The organism is Streptomyces sp. NPDC058662 (assembly GCF_042716255.1).
In the GTDB taxonomy this organism is placed as follows: Bacteria; Actinomycetota; Actinomycetes; order Streptomycetales; family Streptomycetaceae; genus Streptomyces.
Genome location: NZ_JBHXRU010000098.1, coordinates 1 through 24,885, shown reverse-complemented (window position 1 = coordinate 24,885; position 24,885 = coordinate 1). Strand labels below are relative to the sequence as shown.

The window sequence follows — 24,885 nt, the reverse complement described above, 5'->3', positions numbered from 1 at the left end:
AGCGGCCGCCGACGCGGCCCTTCCGATGGGGCGGGGCCCGGGGAGACCCGGGCACCGCCCCTTCGTCTGTCGCGAGGTTCGTCCGTCGCGAGCCCCGGCCGTCGCCCGGCGCGGCGACCGGGCCCCGGCCGCCGCGCCGGTGGTCGTCACCGGTGCCGCGACACCGGCTCCGGGTCCTCGAAGAAGGCGAGGCGGGCGCGCTTCGCCGGGAGGTGCACCTCGGGGAGGTCGATCTCCGGGAGCTCGACCTCCGGACCCAGGGTGAAGCCCGCGCGCTCCATGCGCGCGACGGCCTTCTCGTTGCGGGCGTCCGGCTCCACGACGACGCGGCGCGCCGCGGGGTCCGAGAAGACGAACCCGATGAAGACCTCCATGAGGGCGCCCGTGAAGCCCGGCTCCGCGGCGCCCTGGACGGGGCCGACGAGCAGGTGCGCGCCGATGTCGCCGGGGCGGACCTCGTAGCACTCGCTGACCCGGTCCTCCGCGCAGTCGTACGACTGGAACAGCGCCACCCGCTCGCCGTCGCGGCTGACCATGTACGCGTGGTGCGTGGTGCGGCGGTCGACGTCCTCGTAGATCTCCTGCACCAGTTCGCGGTCGGCGTCGCCCATGCCCCAGAACCGGGCCCGCTCCTCGGTGACCCAGCTGTGGATCAGAACGGAGTCGGCGGCCGGGTCGACGGGGGTGAGGGTGACCGTGCCGAAGCCCTCGACGACCTGGGTGTGCACGGGCTGTCTGGTGGAGATCATCTGGAGTCCTTGGTGAGGAGGGCCCAGTCGGTGACGACGGGGACGAGTTCGCAGCGGGCCCACAGGGGCAGCTGGTCGAGGTGGTGGGGTGATCCGGCCACGCCGTCGGCGCCCAGCGGTACCGCCCAGAGGCTGGCCTCGCGGTCGGCGAGGTCCCAGACGTAGCGGGCGGCCGAGGCGCGGGCGCTGAGGTCGGTGAACCCGGGAACGGAGGAGGTGGCGTTGACGCAGTCGTGGTCGCCGCCCAGCCCGGGCCACCGCGCCTGCGCGTCCGGGAGCGCCGACCAGGGGGCAAGGCGGTGGACCTCGGACCACGGCGTGTCGGGGGCCGCGGCGGCGGCCGTCTCCTCCAGGGCCGCGCGGACGTGCGCGGCGCGGTCGAGGCCGGGCAGGAGGGAGGTCGTCAGCAGGCCTTCCAGGGCGTACCCGACGCGGGGGAGCAGGTACAGCCAGGGATGGAACACCTCCGGGCCGCCGGGCGCTCCCGCCAGGCCCGCGAAGGCGGGATCGGCGGCGAGGTGGCGCACCGTCGCCGCCCGGAACGCCGAGAAGACGGTCGCGTCGGTGGAGTCGGCCGCCATGCGCCGGTCCCAGGCGAGCAGCCGGGTACGCAGGGACGCGGCCGCGGGGGACAGGCCGCCGAGCGCGGGCAGCAGCGCCAGCAGCGGCGCGGCGGAGGCCAGGTGGGTGTCCCCGTGCACGTCGGCCATCGCCCGCGGGGACCAGTCCGCGGAGCCGCTCAGCAGCTCGCGGATGCGGTTCGCGCGGTGCGGGGGCGCGAACTCCACGCCGAGCGGGGAGGCGATGCCGCGCGCGTTGGCCATGACGGCGAAGCCCTGGACCGGTTCCACGGGGGTCTCGGCCCAGCCCCGCCAGGCGTACCGGGCGTCCCACGCGGGCACCGGGCGCAGCCGGTTGGCGGGGTCGCGCAGCGGAACGGCTCCCGCGACGCGGTGCAGCAGGCCGCCCTCGGAGTCGGCGGCGTGGACCACGTTGACGGGCTCCGCCCAGCCGTCGAGGGCCCGGTCGACGTCCGCGACGGTGCGGGCGCGCAGCAGTGCGGGCAGGGCGGCGAAGCCCAGGTCGCGGCGGACGCGGGGCGGGTAGCGCAGGGAGAGGGTCTGCTCCGCGGCGACTCCGGCGGCTCCGGCTGCTCCGGCGGCGGTTGCCGCGGCGGGGGCGTCGGAGCCGGCGGTCCCGTCCGGGACGCCGCCGGTGATCACGGGGCCGCGGGCGGTCTCCAGGACCTCCACGTCGACGTCCTCGGCGCCCGCCACCGTGATGGTCTCCACGTGCCGGTGCGCGGGCTCCCACACGCCGTCAGGTCCCAGCGCCTCGACCGTGCCGCCCTCGCCGCGGCGCAGCTGTTCGACGTACAGGTCCTGGTAGTCGGCCATGGCGTTGGTGATCGCCCAGGCGACGCCGCCCGCGTGTCCGAAGTGGGCCAGGCCGGGGACGCCGGGAACGGCCAGGCCGAGTACGTCGTACTCCGGGCAGGACAGGCGTATCTGCTGGTAGACGCCCGGGTTCTCGATGAATCGGTGCGGGTCGCCCGCGATGATCGCGGCGCCCGAGGCGGTCCGGTCGCCCGGGACCAGCCACCCGTTGCTGCCGGCCGTGCCCGGGCCGTCGGTGGCGAAGAGGGTCACCGCGTCGTCGCCGAGGGCGCGGCCCACGCGCTCGCGCCACAGCTTGGTGGCGAAGCCGGCGAACAGAATGTGGGTGGCGGTCCAGACGGCGAGCGGAACCCACGGCTCCCACGGCAGGGGGGTGTGGCCGGTGCGGGCGAAGTTCCCGTCGCGGGCCGCGCCCTCGGCCAGCCCGTCGTTGACCCCGTCCACGTACGCGCGCACCCAGGCGGCGGTCTCCGGGTCGAGCGCCTCGTAACAGCGGCGGGCGGTGTCGGCGAGGCGGCTGCGGCGGGCGAACCGGTCCCAGGCGACCGCCTCCGCGCCGAGGAACGCGGCGCTCGACCCCTCGGCGCGGTGGCGCTCGACCTCCAACTGCCAGGCGCGGTCGAGGGTGGTGACGCGGCCCTGGGCGAACGCGAGCCCGAGGCTGTCGCGCGCGCGGACGTGCGGAACGCCCCACGCGTCGCGGTAGACCTCGTGGGCGTCATTCACACTGTTCACGCTGCTCACACTCTTCCCCAGGGTGCATTAGGTTAGGCTGACCTAACTATATAGAGATGTCTGGGGAGGAGTCGAACATGGCGGTCGGTAAAGGGTGGGAGGGCGTGGTCCTCAAGCTCCTGCGGGGCAAGGACTTCACGTTCACCGTGACGGGGGCGCAGGACGTCACCGAGCACTACCGCCGCGTCCACTTCACGGACGGCGGACTCCTGGCGGCGGCCGGGGACTCCCTGCACCCCACCATGTGGGTCCGGGTGTGGTTCCAGGGCGCGGGCAAGCCGCACCAGCGCGCCTACACCCTGGTGGACCCCGACCCGGAGGCCGGCACCTTCTCCTTCGAGTTCGCCCTGCACGACGGCGTCGCGAGCGAGTGGGCGCGCACGGCCGCAGTCGGCGACACCATCGACGCCACCGTCCAGGGCACCGGGTTCACCGCGCCGGATCCGGCGCCCGAGCGCCTGCTGGTCATCGGCGACCCCGCCTCCCTGCCCGCGGTCAACTCCCTGCTGGACGCGCACCCGGCGACCCCGGCGACGGTCTGGCTGGAGACGCAGCACGCGTCGGACGCCGACCTGCCGCTGCGCGCCGACGCGGACCGCCACGACGTCCGCCGCGTCGCGCGGGCCGGCACGGCCCTGGTCGACCGGGTCCGCGCCGAACTCCCGGCGCTGGTCGCGGACCCGGAGAGCGCGTACGTCTGGCTGGCCTGCGACACGGCGACGACGCGCACGCTGACGGCGTACCTGCGCAAGGAACTGGGCCTGCCCAAGCAGCGGGTGAACGGCCTCGGTTACTGGCGGCCGGGCACCGGAGGCTGAACCGACCCTCCCGGTTCCGCCCGGCGCCTCCCGGGGGTCAGGCCCCGGTGGCGCCGTCGATCGCCTCGCGGAGGAAGTCGGCGTGGCCGTTGTGCCGGGCGTACTCGTGGATGAGGTGCAGCATCAGCAGGCGCAGGGAGGCCTCCTCGTCCCATCCCGGCGCGTACGCCGCGACGTCCAGGGACGCGGCGGCGGCCTCGATGCGGCGGGCGTGCGCGACCTCGGCCTCCCACGCGGCGAAGGCCTCCGCCCGGCCGGAGCCGCAGGCGTCGTAGGCGGCCTGGAAGTCGTGGGTGTCCGACCAGAGGTGGGGCAGGTCCTCGCCGTTCAGCACGCGCCGGAACCAGTGCCGTTCGACCTCGGCCATGTGCCGGACCAGCCCCAGCAGGGACAGGGTGGACGGCGGCATCGAGGCGCGGCGCAACTGCTCGTCGGTCAGGCCCTCGCACTTGAGGGCGAGGGTGGCCCGGTGGTAGTCGAGGTAGGCCCGGAGGGTCTCGCGTTCGTCGCCCCTCATGGGCGGGCTGATGCGTTCCATGCGCGCCATCCTGCCCCCGCGCGCCGGGGCCGGGCAAGGCGCCCGGATACGCCGGCTCCGCTCCCGCGCGGCGCCCGACCGGCGCCGGCTCCGCTGCCGCGCGCGGCCCGACCGGCGCCGTACCGCCCTCAGGCGGGCCCGCCGCCCGCCGTCCAGACGTACGGCACGGTCACGCCCAGCACCCCGAAGCCCAGCCGTTCCAGGATCGGCCGGCTGTCGGCCGAGGCATCCACCTGGAGGTAGCGGACGCCGCGCTCGGCCGCCACGCGAGCCCGGTGGGCGACCAGCGCCCGGTAGATCCCCCGCCCGCGCCACTCGGCCACCGTGCCGCCGCCCCAGAGCCCCGCGAACGGGCTTCCGGGCCGCATCTCCATCCGGGCCGCGCTGACCGGGGTGTCGCCCGCCATCGCGAGGACCGCCGCGATGCTGCCCGGCTCCTCGCGCAGCAGGGTGAGCATCAGTTCCCGGATGCGGGGCTGCTCCGCCCCGAAGGCCCGCGTGTGGACCTCCATCATCAGATCCACTCCGGCCGGGTCCGTCACCGCCCGTACCGTGACGCCCTCCGGCGGATCCACCGGCAGGTCCGCCAGATCCGCCACCCGCGCCACCATCAGCGTCTCGGCGGGCTCCGCGACGAGGCCCGCGGCGCGCAGCCGGTCCCCCAGGTCCGCGGGCCGGTCGTGCCCGTAGAGCTTCCACTCGAACTCCGGCGCCCCGCGCCCGGCGAAGTACGCCACCTGCGCCGCGATCTCACCGTCCGCGGTGTCCTCGTCGAGGTCCGACCACAGCACGCCGCTCCACCCGGCCCCGGCCCCCGCGCCGCCGACCACCGTCTGCCGCACGACCGGGCCCACCCGCTCCACCCTGGCGTGCCCGGTGTCCGGCCGTGCGTCGCGGCGCATCCAGGCGTCGTACTCGTCCCGGATCCCCAGCAGTTCCCCGTGCTCCATTGTCATCGGCCCAGACCACCAGGTCCGGTCGGGCGCCACAACTGCATTAGCCTCGGCCCGTGAACGACGACTCCACCATCTACACGGGACGGGCCGCCCCGGACGCGGCCGCCGACCGGGGCTGGCTGCTCGGCCACTTCAAGGACCCCGGCGACCCGCGCCACAGCGAGGACGTGGAGATCAAGTGGGGCGTCCACCCGAAGGGCGACGAGCGGGAGCGGTGGGCGACCGCCGAGCGGCGCACCGCGCTGCTGGTGCTGATCAGCGGCCGCTTCCGGATGGAGTTCCCCGGCCGCAGCGTGGTCCTCGCCGAGCAGGGGGACTACGTCGTGTGGGGGCGCGGCGTCGACCACTCCTGGTACGCGGAGGAGGACGCGGTGGTCCTCACCGTCCGCTGGCCCTCCGTGCCGGGCTACCGGGTCGACGAACCGGAGGGCCCCCCGCCGCGGTGACCCGGGCAGGGGCACTCCGGCCCCTGTGACAATGCACACGAATCGGGTCAACGATCACGAAACGCTGGGATTGTTACCCTGCGGACCATCCGCGCCGCACCCCGGTGGAGACCCTCCGGGCCGCGTCCGGTCCCGCAGAAGTTCACGAGTTCACGAGTTCAGGCGTTCTTTGCGACGGGCTTTCCCCCGGTGAAGATCCGAACCACCAGGGAGCACGTCCGTTGGCAGCAATCGCGCGGTGGTGCATGCGCCACCGCCTCCTCGTTGTCCTGATCTGGCTGCTCGCACTCGGCGGGACCGCGTCGGCCGCCGTGTCGGCGGGAACGGCGTTCTCCACCGACTACGAGGTCCCCGGTACCGAGTCCGGCAGGGCGGCCGCGCTCCTGCGGGAGGGGTTCCCCGGCCAGGGCGGAGACACCGGCACCATCGTGTGGCGGGCCCCGGACGGTCTCAGCGTCCGCACCCCGGACATCGAGCGGCGCATGACCCGCGCCCTGGAGAGCGTCGCGGCCCTCCCCGGCGTCGGCTCGGTCGGCGGACCCTACGGGCCCCAGCCCGAGAGCGCCGCGCAGATCAGCGGCGACGGACGCACCGCCTACGCCGTGGTCACCTTCGACCTCGCGGCCGACGCCGTCCCCAGGGCCCAGGCCGAGGCCGTCGTGGACGCGGCGAAGAATCCGGCCACCGAGGCCGGCGGGCTCCAGGTCGAGCTCGGCGGGCGCGCGATCGCCCTCACCGAAGCCCCCACCGCCCACCTCGCCGAGGTCATCGGCGTCGCCGTCGCGGCCCTGGTCCTCTACCTCGCCTTCGGCTCGCTCGCCGCGAGCCTGCTGCCGCTGGCCACCGCCCTGGTCAGCGTGGGCACCGCCTACTTCGGCATCACCCTGCTCGGGCACGCCATGCCCGTCGCCGACTTCGCCCCGATGCTCGGCACCCTCATCGGCCTCGGCGTCGGCATCGACTACGCCCTCTTCATCGTCACCCGGCACCGCAAGGGCCTCGCCCGCGGGCTCCCGGTCGAGGAAGCGGCCCGCGACGCCGTCGCCACCACCGGCCGGGCCGTCGTCTTCGCCGGGGCCACCGTCTGCATCGCCCTGCTCGGCATGCTGGTCCTGCGGCTGAACTTCCTCAACGGCGTCGCCATAGCCGCCGCCGTGACCGTGGTGCTGACCGTCGCCGCCTCCGTGACCCTGCTGCCCGCCCTGCTCTCGTACATCGGCATGCGCGCGCTGTCCCGCCGCGAGCGGCGCAGGCTGGCCGCCGAGGGCCCGGCGCCGCAGCGGGCGACCGGCTTCGCCGTCCGCTGGTCCGCCTTCGTGGAGCGCCGTCCCAAACTGCTCGGCGCGGTCGCCACCGCGGTCATGGCCGTGCTCGCTCTCCCCACACTGTTCCTGCACCTCGGCACCTCCGACCAGGGCAACAACCCGGCGCACTCCACCACCCGCCAGGCCTACGACCTGCTCGCGGACGGATTCGGCCCCGGCACGAACGGCCCGCTCACCGTCGTCGTCCGCCTCGACGGCCCCGGTGACCGGCCGGCGCTCACCCGGCTGACCGACGCGCTGCGCGCCACCGACGGCGTGGCCTCCGCCGGCCCGGCCGTGCTCAACCGCGCCGGCGACACCGCCGCGATCACCGTCGTACCGGACACCGCCCCGCAGTCCCGGGCCACGAGCGACCTCGTCGACACCCTCCGCACGGAGGTCGTCCCGCGCGCCGGGGCGGGCAGTGCGATGCGGGTCCACGTCGGCGGGGTGACGGCCGGCTACGACGACTTCGCCGAGGTCATCGTCGGGAAGCTGCCGCTCTTCGTGGCGGTGGTCGTCGCCCTGGGCTGCGTGCTCCTGCTGCTGGCGTTCCGCTCCATCGGCATCCCGGTCAAGGCCGCGGTCATGAACGTCGCCGCCGTCGCCTCCTCCTTCGGCGTCGTCGTGGCGGTCTTCCAGTGGGGCTGGGGCAGCGAACCGCTGGGCCTGGGCAGCGCCGGACCGATCGAACCGTTCCTGCCCGTCATCATGGTGTCCGTGCTGTTCGGACTGTCCATGGACTACCAGGTCTTCCTCGTCAGCCGGATGTACGAGGAGTGGCTGGAGACCGGCGACAACCGGCGGGCCGTACGGGTCGGCCTCGCCGAGACCAGCCGGGTGATCAACTCCGCGGCGGTCATCATGATCGCGGTCTTCCTCGCCTTCGTCCTCAGCGGCGACCGCATCATCGCGATGTTCGGCATCGCGCTCGCCGCCGCCGTGGCCCTGGACGCCTTCGTGCTGCGCACCCTCCTCGTCCCGGCCCTGATGCACCTGCTCGGCGGCGCGAACTGGTGGCTGCCCGCCTGGCTCGACCGGAGGCTGCCGAGGATCAGCATCGAACCCCCGGAACACCGCCCGCGTGCGAAACTTCCGACGCAGCGGCCCGGCGCGGAACCCGCCCCGAGCACGGACGGCGCCGAGCCCGCGGCAGCGTCCCGCTGATCCGGCATCCGCCCGTACGAGACCCGAGGAAGCCCCGTATGTTCTCGATCGCCCTCGCTGACGACGCCCAGCTCTTCCCGCTGGAGGTCCGGCACGCCGAGGAGTTCCTGGCCCACATGGACCGGGGCCGCGAGTACATAGGCGAGCACATCGTCCTGCCCGACGTCGCGACCGACCTCGACGCGGCACGCGCCTTCCTCGCGAACTACGCGCAGCGCACGGCCGCCGACGGCGGGCGCATCTACGGGATCCGCGTCGACGGCACCCTCGTCGGCGGCGTGCTGTTCCGGACCTTCGACGCCGCCGCCGGCAACTGCGAGATGGGCTGCTGGCTGGAGCCCGCGGCGGCCGGCCGGGGCCTGGTGACCGCGGCCTGCCGCGTCCTGCTCGACCACGCCTTCGGCGAGCGCGGCATGCACCGCGTGGAGTGGCTCGCCTCCGCCGCCAACACGAAGAGCCTCGCCGTGGCCGCACGCCTCGGCATGACCCGCGAGGGCGTCATGCGGCAGAACTACCTGCACCGGGGCGTCCGCCAGGACACCGAGGTGTGGGCGATCCTCGCCCACGAGTGGGCCGCCGCCGGGCGGTAGGCGGATCGCAACCCCCGGCCGCCGCCGCGGGGCCGGTCCGGCGGATTCTCATGAACCTCTCAGACAGGGCGCCTACGGTGCGTCGCATGGACACCACCAAGACCCCCGCCCCGAACGCCCCCGAGGCGGACAAGACCCCGGCCGACCTCACGAAGAGCGAGGCCGCCCGGCCCGCCGAGGCCGCCGCCGGCAGCGACACCGCGGCCGACGCCGTCCCCGCGGCCGACGCCGTCCCCGCGGCCGACGCCGTCCCCGCGGCCGACGCCGTCCCCGCGGCCGACGCCGTCCCCGCGGACGGCGCCGTCCCCGCGGATGGCGCCGTCACCGACGCCGACGAGAACCTGGACGAGGGCGACTTCGACGAGGACCTGGACGAGGCCGCGGCGAAGACCTCCGGCGTCGCCTCCGCGGCCTCCGCCGTCGTCGCCGCCGGCCTGGGCCTGGTCGCCCTCAGCGGCAGCTGGGTCTCGCGTGTCCTGGCCGAACGGCAGACCCTCATCGGCCAGATCGAGGGCAACAAGTCGGCGCCGCCCGCCGACCAGATATCCGCCCTCTACGGCGACGCCTGGCACCTCACCGCGCTCACCAACGGCGTGCTGGCCACGATCGCGCTGCTCATCGCCGTCTTTGTACTGGCCAGCCCCGCCTTCGGCGCTCCCGGCCGCACCCTCGCCACGTGGGTCCGCGCCGTCGCGTGGGCCGCCGTCGTCCTCGCCGCGCTCGGCGTGGTGGTCTTCGCCGTCATGTACTTCCTGCCGCTGCCCTCGGTCCCGGCGGCCTGAGCCGGCTGACCGCGCCCTCGCGCCGCACGGGGCGCACGATGGGGTGAGGGCGCGGACGGGTGAGGGCGCGGATGGGAGCCGCATGGATCCCTTCAAGCACGGCGAGGCACACGGGCGCGCGTTGTTCGCGGGGCGGGACCGCGCGGTCATCGCGGCGGCCTCCCTCGCCATGCTGCTGGTCCAGATGGACTGGTTCGCGCTCAACCTGATGCTGCCGGCGATCGCCCGGGACTTCGCGACGCCCACCACCGACCTCCAGTGGCTGGTCAGCGGCTACATGCTGACCCTCGGCGCCTTCATGATCATTGGAGGGCGGGCCGCCGACCTGCACGGCAGGCGCTCGGTGATGGTCTGCGGCCTGACCGGCTTCGCCGTGGTCTCGGTGGTGTGCGCGGCGGCGCAGAACGTGCCCTGGCTGGTCGTGGGCCGCGTCATCCAGGGCGCGGCGGCGGCACTCGTCCTGCCCGTCGCGGTCGCCGTCGTCACGGCCCACTTCCGGGACGACCGGCAGGGCAGGGCCGTCGGCACGGTGCTGGCCTTCAGCGCCATCGGCACCGCGCTGGGGCCCTTCGTCGGCGGCGTGTTCGCCGAGCACCTCAGCTGGCGCGCCGTCTTCCTGCTGAACGTGCCCGTCTGCGCGGCGGCGGCGTTCCTGCTGCTGCGCTGCGTCGCCGACACCCGCGACGAGCGGGCGGCCGGCGGGCTGGACCTGCCCGGCGCGGTCACCCTCGCGGGCGGGCTGACCGCGGTCATGCTCGCCGTCGACCAGGGCGGCCGCTGGGGATGGACATCGCCCGCCGGCCTGGTCTGCTCGGTGTCCGGCGCGGCCCTGCTCGTGGCGTTCCTCGTGATCGAGCGGCACACCCCCGAGCCCCTGTTGGACCTCTCGATGCTGCGCAACCGGCCCTTCGTGACCGTCACCGCCGTCGGCTCCGTCTCCAACATCGTCTACTGCCTGGTCGCCGTCCTGTGCGCGCTCTACCTCCAGCAGGCCCGGGGCCTGTCCCCGCTGGACGCGGGGCTGGTCTTCCTCGCCCTCTCGGTGGGCGCGGGCGCGGCCAGTCTCCGCTCCGGGCACCTGGCGCTGCGCCGCCGGCCGGAAGTCCTGATGGCGGCGGGACTCGCCCTGAGCGGGGCGAGCCTGCTGGTCCTCACCTGGATCACCTCCCTCGCCCTCTACACGGCCGTGTTCGCCGTCGTGGGCTTCGGCCTCGGCCTGGGATGGGCGCTGACCAGCGTCGCCACCCAGGCCTACGTACCCGCCGGGCGCCTGGCCGCCGCCTCCGGACTGGTGTTCACCTCATTGGTCCTGCTCGGAGCCGTCGCGGTGGCCGTGGCCTCCGCGGTCCTGGAGGCCCTGAGCGGCTCGGCGGCCCGGGCCGCCGCCGACGGGCCGGCGATCGAGGCCGTCCTGAGGGTGGCGGCCCTCACGGCCCTCGCCGCGGCGGCCGCCCTCGCCCCCCTGATCCGCGGCCACCACCCGCCCCGCGGCCACCCCGCCCCCCGCGCAAGAACCCCCGGCCCCCGCCCGTAGGCCACGCCACGGCCCACCCCGGGCGCCCGCGCAGGAGCATCTCCGAACGCGGCGGGCCACCCCCGCGCGACGGCCGGCCCCCGGTGCCAGGGCGCGGGCCGTCGAGCCACCCCCGCGCGACGGCCGGCCTCGACCGCCCGGGCGGGAGCCGTCTCCGAAGGCGGTGGGTTGCTCCCGCGCGACGGCTCGGCCCGGGCGGTGCGTCTCCGAGGGCGGCGGGCCACCCCCGCGCGACGGCTGGCCTCGGGCGCCAGGGCGGGAGCCGTCTCCGAGGGCGGTGGGCCGCTCCCGCATGACGGCCCGTCTCGGGCGGTCGGGCGGGTGCGTCTCCATGGGCGGTGGGCCACCCCCGCGCGACGGCTCGCCTCGGGCGCCCGGGCGGGTGCGTCTCCATAGGCGGTGGGCCACCCCCGGGCGACGGCTCGCCTCGGGCGGCCGGGCTCGGGAGCGGTACCCCGCACACGGCGGCTGTGCACGCCTCTCGGACACCCGCCGAGGGGGCGTCGCGGGACGCGGCGGGACGGCCGATGTCGCGCACCGGCCGCAGCCCTCGCAGTGCCCGTCCCCGTCAGCGCCCCTCCGGAGCCGGCTCCTCGACGCGTATGACCACCGTGCCGGAGTCGAGGTCCACGGGACCCCACCCCGGGTCGCCGTCACCCACGTCGGTCCGCGACAACTCCAGCCGTTTGCTCTCCTCGTCCGTGTGCTTGCGTCCGGGACTGAACAGTTCCTCGATCGGGTTGAACACCGCGCCCACCGCACTCTCCGCCCTCGCAGGGCTCAGCCGTCCATCGAACCCCGCCTCAACGGCCCGCTGCCACTACGGCCCCGCCGCCTCCTCGGGCTACCGCCTCATCGAACCGCCTGCTCATCGAAGCGTCGGCTATGCGAATCGCCGCCTCACCGAAGCGCCACCTCACCGAACCGCTGCCTCATCGAAGCGCCGCCCCCACGGCCCCGCCGCCTCATCGAACCGTCAGGGTCAGAATCCTGTCGTCGCCCGCTTCCGGCGACCCGCGGCCGTCCGTCTCGCTCGTCACCAGCAGGAGTCTGTCCCCGCCGAGCGCCACCACCGTCCGCAGCCGGCCGTACTTCCCCTCCAGGAAGGCTTCCGGCCGCGCCACCGGCTCCGTCCCGGACAGCGGGATCCGCCACAGCCGGTTGCCCTTCAAACCGGCCATCCACACCGAGCCCTCCGCCCACGCGATGCCGCTCGGCGAGGCCTCGCCCGGGTCCCAGACCGCCACCGGGTCCCGCAGGCCGGGCTTGCCGGCCTTGCCCTCGGCCTCCGGCCAGCCGTAGTTCGCGCCGGGTTCGATCAGATTCAGTTCGTCCCAGGTGTTCTGGCCGAACTCGGCGGCCCACAGGCGCTTCTCCCCGTCCCAGGCGAGGCCCTGCACATTGCGGTGCCCGTAGGAGTACACGACCGAATCGGCCTCAGGATTGCCGTGCACGGGATCCCCGTCCGGCGTCATCCGCAGGATCTTGCCGCCCAGCGACTTCCTGTCCTGGGCCAGCCCCGTCTCCCCGGTCTCGCCCGTCCCCGCGTAGAGCATCTTGTCCGGGCCGAAGGCGATCCGTCCGCCGTTGTGGACCAGGCCCTTGGGAATGCCCCGCAACACCGTGTCCGGCGCCGCGAGTTGCTGTCCGGCGGCTTTCCGCTCGTCGTACCGCAGTCGGGCGATGCGGTTGTCGGACGCCGTCGTGAAGTACACGTACACCAGCCGGTCCGCGGCGAAGTTCGGCGACAGCGCGAGCCCGAGCAGTCCCCCCTCGCCCCCCGGATCGACCCCGGGCACCTCGCCGATCCGGGTCACCGCGCCCGAGCCCGAGGCGATCCTGCTGATCGTGCCCTTGTCGCGCGAGGCGACGAGGAGGTCCCCGCCCGGCAGCGGGGCCACGCCCCAGGGGGACTCCAACCCCTTGGCGGCCTCCCCGGTCACCGCCACCGAGCCCGTCGCGGGCGGAGCGGGGGCCCGCGGCGAGGCGGACGCGCTTCCCGGGGGGCCCGAGGAGCCCGCCCCGGTAGCGGCCGGGGGTGAAGATCCCGGCCCGGCGCCGCTGCCGCCCGGTGGGGAGCACCCCGCCGCCAGCAGTGCCCCGCATCCGACCAGCGCGACCGCCGCCAGCACCGGTCCGCGCCGCGCGCCCCCGGCCCCGTACCGCCCGCGGCCGAACGCCGCGCCGCCCTGACCGGCCGGCCCGTACTCCGCCCCGGACCCGTACGCCCCGACGGACCCGGGCCCCTGCCCCGCCACCCGCCCGTACCGCCCCGCGTACCGCCGCCCCGCGTATCGCATCGCCGTGCTCCCTTCCGGTCCTCCGATCGTGCCCTCCACCCGTCTCAACACCCACGGCACCCATCGAAGTTCCACCACTCGTACACCCGATCGAGTGGTTGCCGGGTCAGTCCCAGGCGCCCACCGCCGCCGGCAGCGCGGCCACCGCCGCCAGGTCCCCGGCCGTGAGCCGGACCTCCGCCGCCCGCGCGTTCTCCGCCGCCCAGTGCGCCCGGTCCGCGCCCGGCACCGGCACCACCTGCGGGCCCTGCGCCAGCACCCACGCCAGCGCCACCTGGGCCGCCGTGACCTCCGGGCCGTGCCGACGCGCCACCCGGCGCAACTCCGCCACCAGCACCTGGTTCGAGGCCATCGCCTCGGCCGTGAACCGGGGGTGGCGCGCCCGCGCGTCCTGCGACTCGAAGCCCCCGCCCGGCGTCAGCGTCCCGGTGAGGAACCCGCTGCCCAGCGGCATCGCCGCCAGGAACCCCACCCCCCGCGCCGCGCACCACGGCAGCAGCTGCCAGGCGGCCTCCGGCGACCACACCGACAGCTCCGCCTGGACCGCGCTCACCGGGAACACCTGCTGCGCCCGCTCCAGGTACCCCAGCGTCGCCCGGTACGCCGGGTCCCCGCCCCGGCCCGCCCCCGGTCCGGCGCCCGCGCCCAGTGCGCAGAAGCCGAGCGCCCGCACCTTCCCGGCCCCGACCAGCTCCGCCATGGCCCCCCAGGTCTCCTCCACCGGCACGTCCGGATCCACCCGGTGCAGCTGGTAGAGGTCGATGACGTCGGTGCGCAGCCGCCGCAGCGAGGCGTCGCACGCCCGCCGCACATAGCCGGGCCGCCCGTCGGCCACCACATGCTGCTCGCCCGCCCGCAGCCCCACCTTCGCGGACACGAAGGCGTCCGAACGCCGCTCCCGCAGCACCCGTCCGAGCAGCAGCTCGTTGGTGTACGGCCCGTAGACATCCGCCGTGTCCAGCAGGTTCGACCCCAGGTCGAGCGCCGTGTGGACAGCGGCAAGCGACTCCGCGCCCCGGCGGCGCGAAGGGGCGTACCCCCAGCTCATCGGCATGCAGCCGAGGCCTATGGCGCCCACCGCCAGCGCCCCCGCCCCGATCGACCTGCGCTCCACTCGCGCGTCCCCCTCCCGGTCCGGCAATCAAAATAACGGCTTGATCAAGATGCCTTGGCATAGCCTCGTGATCATGACCGCACCGACCGGGGACGTCTGGCTCCCCTTCCCCGCCCGGGAGATCGAGGGCCTCCCCGACGTCTTCCGCTACCGCCAGTGGGACGGCGAGGAGGTTTTCCCGGCCGATCCCGCCGACTGCGTCTTCTACGTGACCCCCTACATGGCGTCCTCCGAGGTCACGGTCCGCCCGCTGGCGGGGATGCCCGCGGTCCGGGTCGTCCAGACCCTGACCGCGGGCGTGGACCACATCCTCGGCGGCGTGGGCGCCCTGCGCCCCGGCGTCCGCCTGTGCAACGCCGCCGGCGTCCACACGGCCAGCACCGCCGAGCTCGCCCTCGCCCTGATCCTCGCCTCCCTGCGCGGCATCCCCGGCATGGTCCGCGACCAGGACCGCGGCCGGTGGCGCTTCGGCGTCCACGACGCCCTCGCCGACAAGTCGGTGCTGATCGTGGGCTACGGATCGATCGGCTCGGCCGTCGAGGACCGGCTCGCCCCCTTCGAGTGCGAGCGGATCACCCGCGTCGCGCGCACCGCGCGCACCACCGGCCGGGGCGAGGTGCACGCCCTCGCCGACCTGCCGGGGCTGCTGCCGGACGCCGACGTGGTCGTGCTCACCACCCCCCTGACCGAGGACACCCGCGGCCTGGCCGGCGCCGGGTTCCTGAGCCGCATGAAGGACGGCGCCCTCCTCGTGAACGTGGCACGGGGACCCGTCGTCGACACCAACTCCCTGCTGGCAGAGGTCGAATCGGGCCGGCTGCGCGCGGCGCTCGACGTCACCGACCCGGAACCGCTGCCCGCCGACCACCCGCTGTGGCGCTCGCCCGGTGTCCTGATCACCCCCCATGTGGGCGGCGGCAGCACGGCGTTCGAGCCGCGGGCCAAACGCATGATCGCCCGCCAGCTGACCCGGTTCGCCGCGGGGGAGCCCGTGGAGCACACGGTAATGATCACCGAGTGACCCGTGCGCCGCGTACGCTCCGGAGTCACCCGAATGCGCAAGGTGGGCTCAACTCCCCCAGGTGGTAACGGAGAGTAGAGCAACTATGTCCCTGAGTGACGAAAGTGGTGTATCGTCCGGAACCAGGGGCTGCGCCGCGAACGTCTGGCGCTGGGGAGTGATCGGACACTTTGGGGGGCGACGGGCGATGCACGGCCAATGGGCGAAGGATCCGATGCGGCAGAGCCGCCGGAGGCGACGATGCCGAGACTGGGCTGCACCGGAACCGGCCGGCGAGGGGGACCGGTGAGTGCCCCGGGGGCGGCGCTCCTGAACCGGCCGACGGTCCCGGGAAGCGGCCGGGGGCTGGGGACGCAGCTCCTCCTCGCGGTGATCAGCGGAGGGTACGCGGTGGGCGCCGCCCTCAACTGGGGATCGGAGGAAGTCGCCGAGATCATGGGCGACTTCGGACTCAGCGCGGCCGGGCTGCTCGCCGCCGTCTCCTGCTACTCCTACGCCCGGGCCATCGACCGGCGTGAGCGTCCCGCCTGGCTGCTCTTCGCGTTCTCCTCCCTCATGGGTGCCTGCGGCAACGCGGTCTGGGGCTGGTACGAGGTGGTCCTCGGGCAGGACGTGCCCAAACCCTCCCTCGCCGACTTCGCCTTCCTCTGCTTCGCCCCGCCCGCCATCGTGGGCCTGCTCGTCCTCGCCAAACGCCCGGTCACCCGCGCCGGCTGGGTGTGCCTGGGACTCGACTCCTGGCTCATCGGCGGTTCGCTCCTCACCCTGTCCTGGAGCCTCGCCCTCGCCCACGCGGCGCAGACCGCCCAGTCCGGGGCCCCCGGCAGCGTCCCGCGCGCCGCGCTCTCCCTCGCCTACCCGCTCCTGGACATCGCGCTCGTCTCGATGGTCCTGGTCCTGCACTTCCGCCGGTCCGAGACCAACCGCTCCGCCGTCAACACCGCCATCGCGGCGCTCGCCCTGACCGTGCTGAGCGACGCCCTCTTCACCTCCCCGCTGCTGAGCGCCGGGTACCAGTCCGGACAGCTCCTCGACGCGGGCTGGTTCGCGGGCTCGCTGCTGCTCGCGTACGCGCCCTGGGGCGCCCGGCGCATGCACCCGCCCCCGGAGCCGCCCGGGCCCTCGCGCGCGGAACGCCCGCACAGCCGCCCGATCAGCGGCTCGCTGCCCGCGCTCACCCCGTACCTCGCGGCGGCCGTGTGCACCCTCGGGATCCTCTACAACGTCGTGGACGGCCGCAAGGTCGACCGCATGGTCGTCTTCACCGGCTGCACGGTGGTGCTCGCCCTCGTCATCCGGCAGGGCATCATGCTCCTCGACAACATCGCCCTGACCCAGGAACTGGCCCAGAAGGAGAACCACTTCCGCTCCCTGGTGCAGGGCTCCAGCGACGTCATCATGATCGCCGCGCCGACGGGGACCCTGCGCTACGTCAGCCCCGCCGCCGCCGGGGTGTACGGGCGGGAGGCCGAGGAACTGATCGGCACCGAGCTCGCCACCCTGATCCACCCGGACGACCTCGGCCGCGTGGTCCACGAGGTGCGCCGGTTCCTCGCCGCGCCGCCCGCGGACGAGCCCACCACGCGCATCGAGTGCCGGTTCGCGTCGGGCGACGGCGAGTGGCTCAACGTGGAGTCGACCGTCAACCGCCACCAGGGCGGGCTCATCCTCAACAGCCGGGACGTCACCGAGCGGGTCCGGCTCCAGGCCCAGCTCCAGCACAGCGCGGAGCACGACCCGCTGACCGACCTCCCCAACCGCGCCCTGTTCACCCGCCGCGTCCGCCAGGCCCTGAGCGGCCGCCGATCGGGGGACCACAGCACCGCCGTGCTCTTCATCGACCTGGACGGCTTCAAGGCGGTCAACGACACCATCGGCCACCAGGCCGGCGACGAGCTGCTCGTCGAGGCCGCGCGCCGGCTCCAGGACTCGGTCCGGGCGGGGGACACCGCGGCCCGCCTCGGCGGGGACGAGTTCGCCGCACTGATCATCGGCGACGGCAGCCGCGACCGCGGCGCCCGCGAGTACCAGGTGCACGAGATCGCCGAGCGGCTGCGGACCACCCTCTCCCAGCCGTACCGGATCTCGGGCAGCGAGGTCCGGGTCGCCGCCAGCATCGGGGTGGCCTTCGCCGACCCCGGCATCACCCCTTCGGACCTGATGCGCAACGCGGATCTCGCGATGTACCGGGCCAAGGCGGGCGGCAAGGACCGCGTCGAGCTGTACGCGCCGCAGATGCAGGCCGAAGTCGTCCGCAGGGCCGAGCTGGCGGGCCGGCTGCGGACCGCGCTGCACGACGGGGAGTTCGCGCTGCTGCACCAGCCCGTGGTGTCCCTGGCCACGGGGGAGATCGCGGCCGTGGCGGCCACGGCCCGCTGGCGCTCGGCCCAGGGCATCCTCTTCACCCCCGCGGAGTTCCTGCGCGTCGCCGAGTACAGCGAGGGCGCCGCCACCGCCGGTCCGGACGCCTCACGCACCGCCGAGCTGGGGCGATGGCTGCTGGAGGAGGCCGTGGAGGAGGCCGCCGACCGGCACCGCGCGGGGCACGACGTCCCGGTCGCGGTCCGGATGACCGCCCAGCGGCTGCTGGACCGCGCCGTGCCCCTGGCCTCCGTCGAGGCGCTGCTGACCCGCCACGGGCTGCCCTCGGGCGCCCTGGTCCTGGAGCTCGCCGTCTCCGACCCCAGAGTGCCCTTCGACGACCTGGAGCGGCGCCTGACGGCCCTGCACCGGCTCGGGGTGGGAATCGCCCTGGACGGCTTCGGCAGCGGCTACGCGGCCATCAGCGCCCTGCGCAGGCTGCCCGTGGACATGCTCAAGCTGGACCGGGGGCTGGTGGAAGGGGTCGCCGAGTCCGCCCGCCTGCACAAGATCACCGCAGGGCTGTTGCGGATCGCAAACGACCTGGGCATGCGTTCGGTGGCCGACGGGGTCGACCTGCCCGAGCAGGTCATGGCGCTGCGCGCGATGGGCTGCACGCACGGACAGGGGACGGCCTTCTCCGGCCCCCTCGACGAGTACAGGCTGCGCCGCGCGCTGGTGCGCGGTACGTTCCCAGTACCGGGCGGAGCGGCCCAACCGGCGTTGGCCGGAGGCTCCCCCGGTGGCTCGATGGTCATCCGCAGAGGCTCACATAATGAGACGCCCGTCCCACCTACTTGACATCCACCTCCCGCCGGAGGGAGGGTCAATGCCATGCGCACCCGAATTCTCGTACTTGGAAAGCGCGTCGGCTGAAGCCGGGACCAGCATGTCCCCGCTCAACGCACCCGACGCGCTCCCCTCGCCTGCCTCCCGGCACGAGGGGTTTTTTGTTGCACTGGCACAGAGTCGAATCCTCGTGAAACCCTCAGCTTCGAGAAGAGAATGCCGATGACCGAGCAGGCCACCGGGGCCCACCATCCGCAGCCGCGGCCCCGTTCCGGAGGACACCAGTCCGCCGCCGTTGAGCACATCACGGGTGCGCAGTCCCTCATCCGCTCTCTCGAAGAGGTGGGGTGCGACACCGTCTTCGGCATCCCGGGCGGCGCCATCCTCCCCGCGTACGACCCGATGATGGACTCGCAGAAGGTCCGTCACATCCTGGTCCGCCACGAGCAGGGGGCCGGCCACGCGGCCACGGGCTACGCGCAGGCCACCGGCAAGGTGGGCGTCTGCATGGCCACCTCGGGTCCGGGCGCCACCAACCTGGTGACCCCGATCGCCGACGCGCACATGGACTCCGTCCCGCTCGTCGCGATCACCGGCCAGGTCTCCTCCAAGGCGATCGGCACCGACGCCTTCCAGGAGGCGGACATCGTCGGCATCACCATGCCGATCACCAAGCACAACTTCCTGGTGACCAGGGCCGAGGACATCCCGCGGACGATCGCCGAGGCCTTCCACATCGCCTCCACCGGCCGCCCGGGCCCGGTGCTGGTCGACATCGCCAAGGACGCCCTCCAGGCGCGCACCACGTTCAGCTGGCCCCCCACCCAGGACCTCCCGGGCTACCGGCCGGTCACCAAGCCGCACGCCAAGCAGATCCGCGAGGCCGCGAAGCTGATCTGCCAGTCCAAGCGCCCGGTCCTGTACGTCGGCGGCGGCGTCATGAAGTCCGGCGCGACCGCCGAGCTCAAGGTCCTCGCCGAGCTGACCGGGGTCCCGGTCACCACCACCCTGATGGCGCTGGGCTCCTTCCCCGACAGCCACCCGCTGCACGTGGGCATGCCCGGCATGCACGGCGCGGTCACGGCCGTCACCGCGCTGCAGAAGTCGGACCTGCTGATCGCGCTGGGCACCCGCTTCGACGACCGCGTCACCGGCAAGCTGGACAGCTTCGCCCCCTTCGCGAAGATCATCCACGCGGACATCGACCCGGCCGAGATCGGCAAGAACCGCGCGGTCGACGTCCCGATCGTCGGTGACGCCCGCGAGGTCATCGCCGACCTGATCCAGGCCGTCCAGGCCGAGCACACCGACGGCAACGCCGGTGACTACAGCGCCTGGTGGAAGGACCTCAGCCGCTGGCGCGACACCTACCCGCTGGGCTACGACCTGCCCGAGGACGGCATGCTCTCGCCGCAGCAGGTCATCGAGCGGATCGGCGCCCTCGCGCCGAAGGGCACCGTCTACGCGGCCGGCGTCGGCCAGCACCAGATGTGGGCCTCGCACTTCGTCCAGTACGAGGAGCCCCGCACCTGGCTGAACTCCGGCGGCGCCGGAACCATGGGCTACGCGGTCCCGGCCGCGATGGGCGCCAAGGTCGGCATGCCCGAGCGCACGGTCTGGGCGATCGACGGCGACGGATGCTTCCAGATGACCAATCAGGAACTCGTCACCTGCGCGCTGAACAACATCCCGATCAAGGTCGCGATCATCAACAACGGCGCCCTGGGCATGGTCCGCCAGTGGCAGACGCTGTTCTACAACCAGCGGTACTCCAACACGGTGCTGCACGCGGACGAGACCGGCCACGGCACCGTCGGCTCCCAGCTCGGCGAGTCCACCGCCCCCCGCAAGGGCACGCGCGTCCCGGACTTCGTCAAGCTGTCCGAGGCCATGGGCTGTGTCGCGCTGCGCTGCGAGGACCCGGCCGACCTGGACAAGGTCATCGCCGAGGCCAACGCGATCAACGACCGCCCGGTCGTGATCGACTTCATCGTCCACGAGGACGCCATGGTGTGGCCGATGGTCGCCGCCGGCACCTCCAACGACGAGGTCATGGCAGCCCGGGGCGTCCGCCCCGACTTCGGCGACAACGAAGACGACTGAGCCGAGAGAGCCTGAGAGAGAGAACGACTCACATGTCCAAGCACACGCTCTCCGTCCTGGTCGAGAACACGCCCGGCATCCTCGCCCGGATCGCCGCGCTGTTCTCCCGCCGCGGGTTCAACATCGACTCCCTCGCGGTCGGCGTCACCGAGCACCCCGACATCTCGCGCATCACCATCGTCGTGAACGTCGAGGACCTCCCCCTGGAGCAGGTGACCAAGCAGCTCAACAAGCTGGTCAACGTGCTCAAGATCGTCGAGCTGGAGGCGCACAACGCCATCGAGCGCGAACTCGTCCTGGTGAAGGTCCGCGCCGACAACGAGACCCGCTCCCAGATCGTCGAGATCGTCCAGCTGTTCCGCGCCAAGACCGTCGACGTGTCCCCGGACGCCGTCACCATCGAGGCCACCGGCGGCACCGACAAGCTGGGCGCCATGCTCAAGATGCTGGAGCCCTTCGGCATCAAGGAGCTCGTGCAGTCCGGCACGATCGCCATAGGGCGCGGCGGGCGGTCCATCACGGACCGCAGCCTGCGCGCGCTCGACCGCAGCGCCTGACCCCGCCGGGTCCGACCGCTCGCATCGCGAGACCGAGAAACTCAGATTCCGTTCCCCGCCGTACGGTGGGTGCAACACCAGCGCACCAAGGAGATATCCCAGTGGCCGAGCTGTTCTACGAGAACGACGCCGACCTGTCCATCATCCAGGGCCGCAAGGTCGCGGTCATCGGTTACGGCAGCCAGGGCCACGCCCACGCGCTGTCGCTCCGTGACTCGGGCGTCGACGTCGTCGTCGGCCTGAAGGAGGGCTCGAAGTCCAAGGCCAAGGCCGAGGAGCAGGGCCTGAAGGTCGTCCCCGTGGCCGAGGCCGCCGCGTGGGCGAACGTCATCATGATCCTGACCCCGGACCCGCTGCAGGCCGAGATCTACGAGGAGTCCATCAAGGACCACCTCCAGGACGGCGACGCGCTCTTCTTCGGCCACGGCTTCAACGTCCGCTACGGCTTCATCAAGCCCCCGGCCAACGTGGACGTCGCCCTGGTCGCCCCGAAGGGCCCGGGCCACCTGGTCCGCCGCCAGTACGAGGAGGGCCGCGGCGTCCCCTGCATCGCGGCTGTGGAGCAGGACCACTCGGGCAGCGCCTTCGCGCTCGCGCTCTCGTACGCGGCCGGTATCGGCGGCACCCGCGCCGGCGTCATCAAGACCACCTTCACCGAGGAGACCGAGACCGACCTGTTCGGTGAGCAGGCCGTCCTCTGCGGTGGCGCCTCCGCCCTCGTCAAGGCCGGTTTCGAGACCCTGACCGAGGCCGGGTACCAGCCGGAGATCGCGTACTTCGAGTGCCTGCACGAGCTCAAGCTCATCGTGGACCTCATGTACGAGGGCGGCCTGGAGAAGATGCGCTGGTCGGTCTCCGAGACCGCCGAGTGGGGCGACTACATCACCGGCCCCCGCGTCATCACCGACGCCACCAAGGCCGAGATGAAGAAGGTCCTCGCGGAGATCCAGAGCGGCGAGTTCGCCAACACCTGGATGGCCGAGTACAAGGCCGGTCTGCCGAAGTACAACGAGTACAAGAAGGCCGACGAGGAGCACCTGCTGGAGACCACCGGCAAGAAGCTCCGCAAGCTGATGAGCTGGGTCGACAACGACGAGAGCTGATCGGCCGCCGACGGGGCCGGAACGACGTGTTCCGGCCCCGCCGCGCTTTGGGGACCGGCCCGGCGGCGGGGTTCCGCCCGCCCGGCTTGTCCACCCCGGCCAACCACGGACGAGTGATCCTTCCGTACAGGCGGAAATTCGGTCCGTCCGCGCCACTACACTGCTCAACACATACGCGTCAGGCCCACAGTGTCGTGCGTCTTCCACGCGGCTACCCCCTCCACCGCCTGCGGCCGTCGGGACGGCCGTCCGCACTGGACTTGTGAGGACCACGTGAGCTCGAAACCTGTCGTACTCATCGCCGAAGAGCTGTCGCCCGCCACGGTGGACGCACTCGGACCGGACTTCGAGATCCGGCACGTCAACGGAGCCGACCGCGCGGAGCTGCTCCCCGCGATCGCCGACGTCGACGCGATCCTCGTCCGCTCCGCGACGAAGGTCGACGCCGAGGCCATCGCCGCCGCCAAGAAGCTGCGGGTCGTCGCCCGCGCGGGCGTCGGCCTGGACAACGTCGACGTGTCCGCCGCCACCAAGGCGGGCGTGATGGTCGTCAACGCGCCGACCTCGAACATCGTGACCGCCGCCGAGCTCGCCTGCGGCCTGCTCGTCGCCACGGCCCGCAACATCCCGCAGGCCAACACCGCCCTGAAGAACGGCGAGTGGAAGCGGAACAAGTACACGGGTGTCGAGCTCAGCGAGAAGACCCTCGGTGTCGTCGGCCTCGGCCGCATCGGCGTCCTGGTCGCGCAGCGCATGTCGGCCTTCGGCATGAAGGTCGTCGCCTACGACCCCTACGTGCAGCCCGCGCGCGCCGCCCAGATGGGCGTCAAGATGCTGACGCTGGACGAGCTCCTTGAGGTCTCCGACTTCATCACCGTGCACCTGCCGAAGACCCCGGAGACCCTCGGTCTCATCGGCGACGAGGCGCTGCACAAGGTGAAGCCGTCCGTCCGCATCGTCAACGCCGCGCGCGGCGGGATCGTGGACGAGGCCGCCCTGTACTCGGCCATCAAGGAGGGCCGCGTCGCCGGCGCCGGTCTCGACGTGTACGCGAAGGAGCCCTGCACGGACTCCCCGCTGTTCGAGCTCGACCAGGTCGTCTGCACCCCGCACCTCGGCGCGTCCACGGACGAGGCCCAGGAGAAGGCCGGTGTCTCGGTCGCGAAGTCGGTCCGCCTCGCCCTCGCGGGCGAGCTGGTCCCGGACGCGGTCAACGTCCAGGGCGGCGTGATCGCCGAGGACGTCCGCCCCGGCCTGCCGCTCGCCGAGAAGCTCGGCCGCATCTTCACCGCCCTCGCGGGCGAGGTCGCGGTCCGCCTCGACGTCGAGGTCTACGGCGAGATCACCCAGCACGACGTCAAGGTGCTCGAACTCTCCGCGCTCAAGGGTGTCTTCGAGGACGTCGTCGACGAGACGGTCTCCTACGTCAACGCCCCGCTGTTCGCGCAGGAGCGCGGCGTCGAGGTACGCCTGACCACCAGCTCGGAGTCCCCGGACCACCGCAACGTGGTGACCGTCCGCGGCACCCTGTCGGACGGCCAGGAGGTCTCGGTCTCGGGCACGCTGGCGGGTCCGAAGCACCTCCAGAAGATCGTCGGCGTCGGCGAGTACGACGTGGACCTGGCCCTCGCCGACTACATGGTCGTGCTGCGCTACACCGACCGCCCGGGCGTGGTCGGCGCGGTCGGACGGGTGCTGGGCGAGGCCGGCCTGAACATCGCGGGCATGCAGGTCGCCCGAGCGGAGGAGCACGGCGAGGCGCTCGCCGTGCTGACGGTCGACGCCGAGGTGCCGGCCGGTGTCCTCGCGGACATCTCCGCCGAGATCGGCGCCGTCTCGGCGCGTACGGTCAGCCTCGGCTGATCCGTGTGAGACAGGCGAAAGGGCCCGGGGACACCCCGGGCCCTTTCGCGTGGGGCCGTTCGGCGGTACCGCCGTTGCGCCGTTCGGCCGCACCCGCCGGCCCGTTCCCGGTCGGCCGCCCCCCGGAGGTGACCGGCGGGATCAGCCGTGCAGGCGGGAGGCCTTGAGCGCCATGTGGAGGAGCAGGCGGTCCTCGCCCTCGTCGAGGTCGAGGCCGGTCAGCTGCTCCACCCGGTTGAGGCGGTAGTACAGGGTCTGGCGGTGCACGCCCAGAGCCGCCGCCGCGCGGCCCGCCTGGCCGGCGCAGTCCAGGAACACCTCCGCGGTGCGGGCCAGTTCGCGGTGGGGCGGGGTGAGCAGGGTACGGGCCGCCGGGTCGTCCACCGGGTCGGCGGACAGGGCCGCCAGCAGCCGGTACGGACCGATCTCCGACCAGCGGGCCACCGGTCCGAGCCGGGGCTGCGCGAGGGCCGCCCGCGCCGCGGCGCTCGCGTGCTCCCAGGCCGCGGGCAGTTCGGCCAGGGTCCGGACGGGGTCCGCGACACCGGCGGTCACCCGGTGGGCGGCGCCGCCCACCGGCCCCGGGGCGGTCGCGCCGCCCGCCCGGCCCGACGCGCCCGCGCCGGTCGCGGGCGGCAGCAGCCGGGCTGCCGCCGAC

At 73.6% G+C, this 24,885-nt stretch carries 20 protein-coding genes; 12 read left to right on the top strand and 8 right to left on the bottom strand.

Features of this window, described 5'->3' with window-relative positions:
• Positions 1 to 146: 146 nt before the first annotated feature.
• Positions 147 to 749, bottom strand: a complete 603-nt coding sequence (locus ACFWUQ_RS26155) for a GNAT family N-acetyltransferase (RefSeq protein WP_384542623.1) — start codon at positions 747 to 749, stop codon at positions 147 to 149.
• Positions 746 to 2,881, bottom strand: a complete 2,136-nt coding sequence (locus ACFWUQ_RS26150; RefSeq protein ID WP_384542620.1) for a penicillin acylase family protein — start codon at positions 2,879 to 2,881, stop codon at positions 746 to 748. Before ACFWUQ_RS26150 ends, ACFWUQ_RS26155 begins: the two co-directional genes overlap by 4 nt.
• 77 nt (positions 2,882 to 2,958) lie before the next feature.
• Between ACFWUQ_RS26150 and ACFWUQ_RS26145 the strand changes: the two genes are divergently transcribed.
• Positions 2,959 to 3,699, top strand: a complete 741-nt coding sequence (locus ACFWUQ_RS26145; protein ID WP_384542617.1) for a siderophore-interacting protein — start codon at positions 2,959 to 2,961, stop codon at positions 3,697 to 3,699.
• 37 nt (positions 3,700 to 3,736) lie between these two features.
• Here ACFWUQ_RS26145 and ACFWUQ_RS26140 read toward each other — a convergent pair whose 3' ends face one another.
• Together ACFWUQ_RS26140 and ACFWUQ_RS26135 are read right to left on the bottom strand one after the other, a co-directional pair.
• On the bottom strand, positions 3,737 to 4,237 hold the full coding sequence (locus ACFWUQ_RS26140) for a DinB family protein (protein ID WP_384542615.1): 501 nt from the start codon (positions 4,235 to 4,237) through the stop codon (positions 3,737 to 3,739).
• Between the two features lie 128 nt (positions 4,238 to 4,365).
• A complete protein-coding gene (locus ACFWUQ_RS26135; protein ID WP_384542626.1) occupies positions 4,366 to 5,187 on the bottom strand; it encodes a GNAT family N-acetyltransferase in 822 nt (273 codons plus the stop codon).
• A 59-nt stretch (positions 5,188 to 5,246) separates the two neighbouring features.
• Here ACFWUQ_RS26135 and ACFWUQ_RS26130 point away from each other — a divergent pair, with 59 nt between their 5' ends.
• From ACFWUQ_RS26130 to ACFWUQ_RS26110, 5 genes are all read left to right on the top strand, one after another.
• The gene (locus ACFWUQ_RS26130) at positions 5,247 to 5,639 is read left to right on the top strand and encodes a signal peptidase I (protein WP_384542613.1); all 393 of its coding nucleotides are present in this window, start codon (positions 5,247 to 5,249) and stop codon (positions 5,637 to 5,639) included.
• A 221-nt stretch (positions 5,640 to 5,860) separates the two neighbouring features.
• Positions 5,861 to 8,110, top strand: a complete 2,250-nt coding sequence (locus ACFWUQ_RS26125) for an MMPL family transporter (RefSeq protein ID WP_384542610.1) — start codon at positions 5,861 to 5,863, stop codon at positions 8,108 to 8,110.
• A 38-nt stretch (positions 8,111 to 8,148) separates the two neighbouring features.
• Complete coding sequence (locus ACFWUQ_RS26120; RefSeq protein WP_384542607.1) at positions 8,149 to 8,700, top strand: GNAT family N-acetyltransferase; 552 nt, start codon at positions 8,149 to 8,151, stop codon at positions 8,698 to 8,700.
• 86 nt (positions 8,701 to 8,786) lie between these two features.
• A complete protein-coding gene (locus tag ACFWUQ_RS26115) occupies positions 8,787 to 9,482 on the top strand; it encodes a hypothetical protein (RefSeq protein ID WP_384542604.1) in 696 nt (231 codons plus the stop codon).
• An 82-nt stretch (positions 9,483 to 9,564) separates the two neighbouring features.
• Positions 9,565 to 11,016, top strand: a complete 1,452-nt coding sequence (locus ACFWUQ_RS26110; protein ID WP_384542602.1) for an MFS transporter — start codon at positions 9,565 to 9,567, stop codon at positions 11,014 to 11,016.
• Positions 11,017 to 11,584: 568 nt separating this feature from the next.
• Here ACFWUQ_RS26110 and ACFWUQ_RS26105 read toward each other — a convergent pair.
• The 3 genes from ACFWUQ_RS26105 to ACFWUQ_RS26095 form a co-directional block, all read right to left on the bottom strand.
• On the bottom strand, positions 11,585 to 11,773 hold the full coding sequence (locus tag ACFWUQ_RS26105) for a DUF6191 domain-containing protein (RefSeq protein WP_384542600.1): 189 nt from the start codon (positions 11,771 to 11,773) through the stop codon (positions 11,585 to 11,587).
• A 208-nt stretch (positions 11,774 to 11,981) separates the two neighbouring features.
• Positions 11,982 to 13,316 carry a PQQ-dependent sugar dehydrogenase gene (locus ACFWUQ_RS26100; RefSeq protein ID WP_384542598.1) on the bottom strand — a complete coding sequence of 445 codons (1,335 nt, stop codon included), beginning with the start codon at positions 13,314 to 13,316 and terminating at the stop codon, positions 11,982 to 11,984.
• 106 nt (positions 13,317 to 13,422) lie between these two features.
• Positions 13,423 to 14,430 carry an aldo/keto reductase gene (locus tag ACFWUQ_RS26095; RefSeq protein WP_384542596.1) on the bottom strand — a complete coding sequence of 336 codons (1,008 nt, stop codon included), beginning with the start codon at positions 14,428 to 14,430 and terminating at the stop codon, positions 13,423 to 13,425.
• Between the two features lie 73 nt (positions 14,431 to 14,503).
• Between ACFWUQ_RS26095 and ACFWUQ_RS26090 the strand changes: the two genes are divergently transcribed.
• The 6 genes from ACFWUQ_RS26090 (at position 14,504) to serA (ending at position 24,227) form a co-directional block, all read left to right on the top strand.
• Positions 14,504 to 15,451 (top strand): 2-hydroxyacid dehydrogenase, encoded by a 948-nt coding sequence (locus ACFWUQ_RS26090; protein WP_384542593.1) that lies wholly within the window; start codon positions 14,504 to 14,506, stop codon positions 15,449 to 15,451.
• A gap of 240 nt (positions 15,452 to 15,691) precedes the next feature.
• On the top strand, positions 15,692 to 18,613 hold the full coding sequence (locus ACFWUQ_RS26085) for a putative bifunctional diguanylate cyclase/phosphodiesterase (RefSeq protein ID WP_384542590.1): 2,922 nt from the start codon (positions 15,692 to 15,694) through the stop codon (positions 18,611 to 18,613).
• Positions 18,614 to 18,817: 204 nt separating this feature from the next.
• Positions 18,818 to 20,704, top strand: coding sequence for an acetolactate synthase large subunit (locus ACFWUQ_RS26080; protein ID WP_384542587.1), 1,887 nt, complete (start codon positions 18,818 to 18,820; stop codon positions 20,702 to 20,704).
• Between the two features lie 32 nt (positions 20,705 to 20,736).
• A complete protein-coding gene (gene ilvN / locus ACFWUQ_RS26075; protein WP_384542584.1) occupies positions 20,737 to 21,261 on the top strand; it encodes an acetolactate synthase small subunit in 525 nt (174 codons plus the stop codon).
• 101 nt (positions 21,262 to 21,362) lie between these two features.
• Entirely contained in the window at positions 21,363 to 22,364 is a 1,002-nt protein-coding gene (gene ilvC / locus ACFWUQ_RS26070; RefSeq protein WP_384542581.1) for a ketol-acid reductoisomerase, read from the top strand.
• Between the two features lie 273 nt (positions 22,365 to 22,637).
• On the top strand, positions 22,638 to 24,227 hold the full coding sequence (gene serA / locus ACFWUQ_RS26065) for a phosphoglycerate dehydrogenase (RefSeq protein WP_384542578.1): 1,590 nt from the start codon (positions 22,638 to 22,640) through the stop codon (positions 24,225 to 24,227).
• Between the two features lie 141 nt (positions 24,228 to 24,368).
• On the opposite strand, the gene ACFWUQ_RS26060 is transcribed toward serA, so the two are convergent.
• The coding region (locus ACFWUQ_RS26060; RefSeq protein WP_384542575.1) for a PucR family transcriptional regulator at positions 24,369 to 24,885 on the bottom strand (517 nt) is incomplete at its 5' end.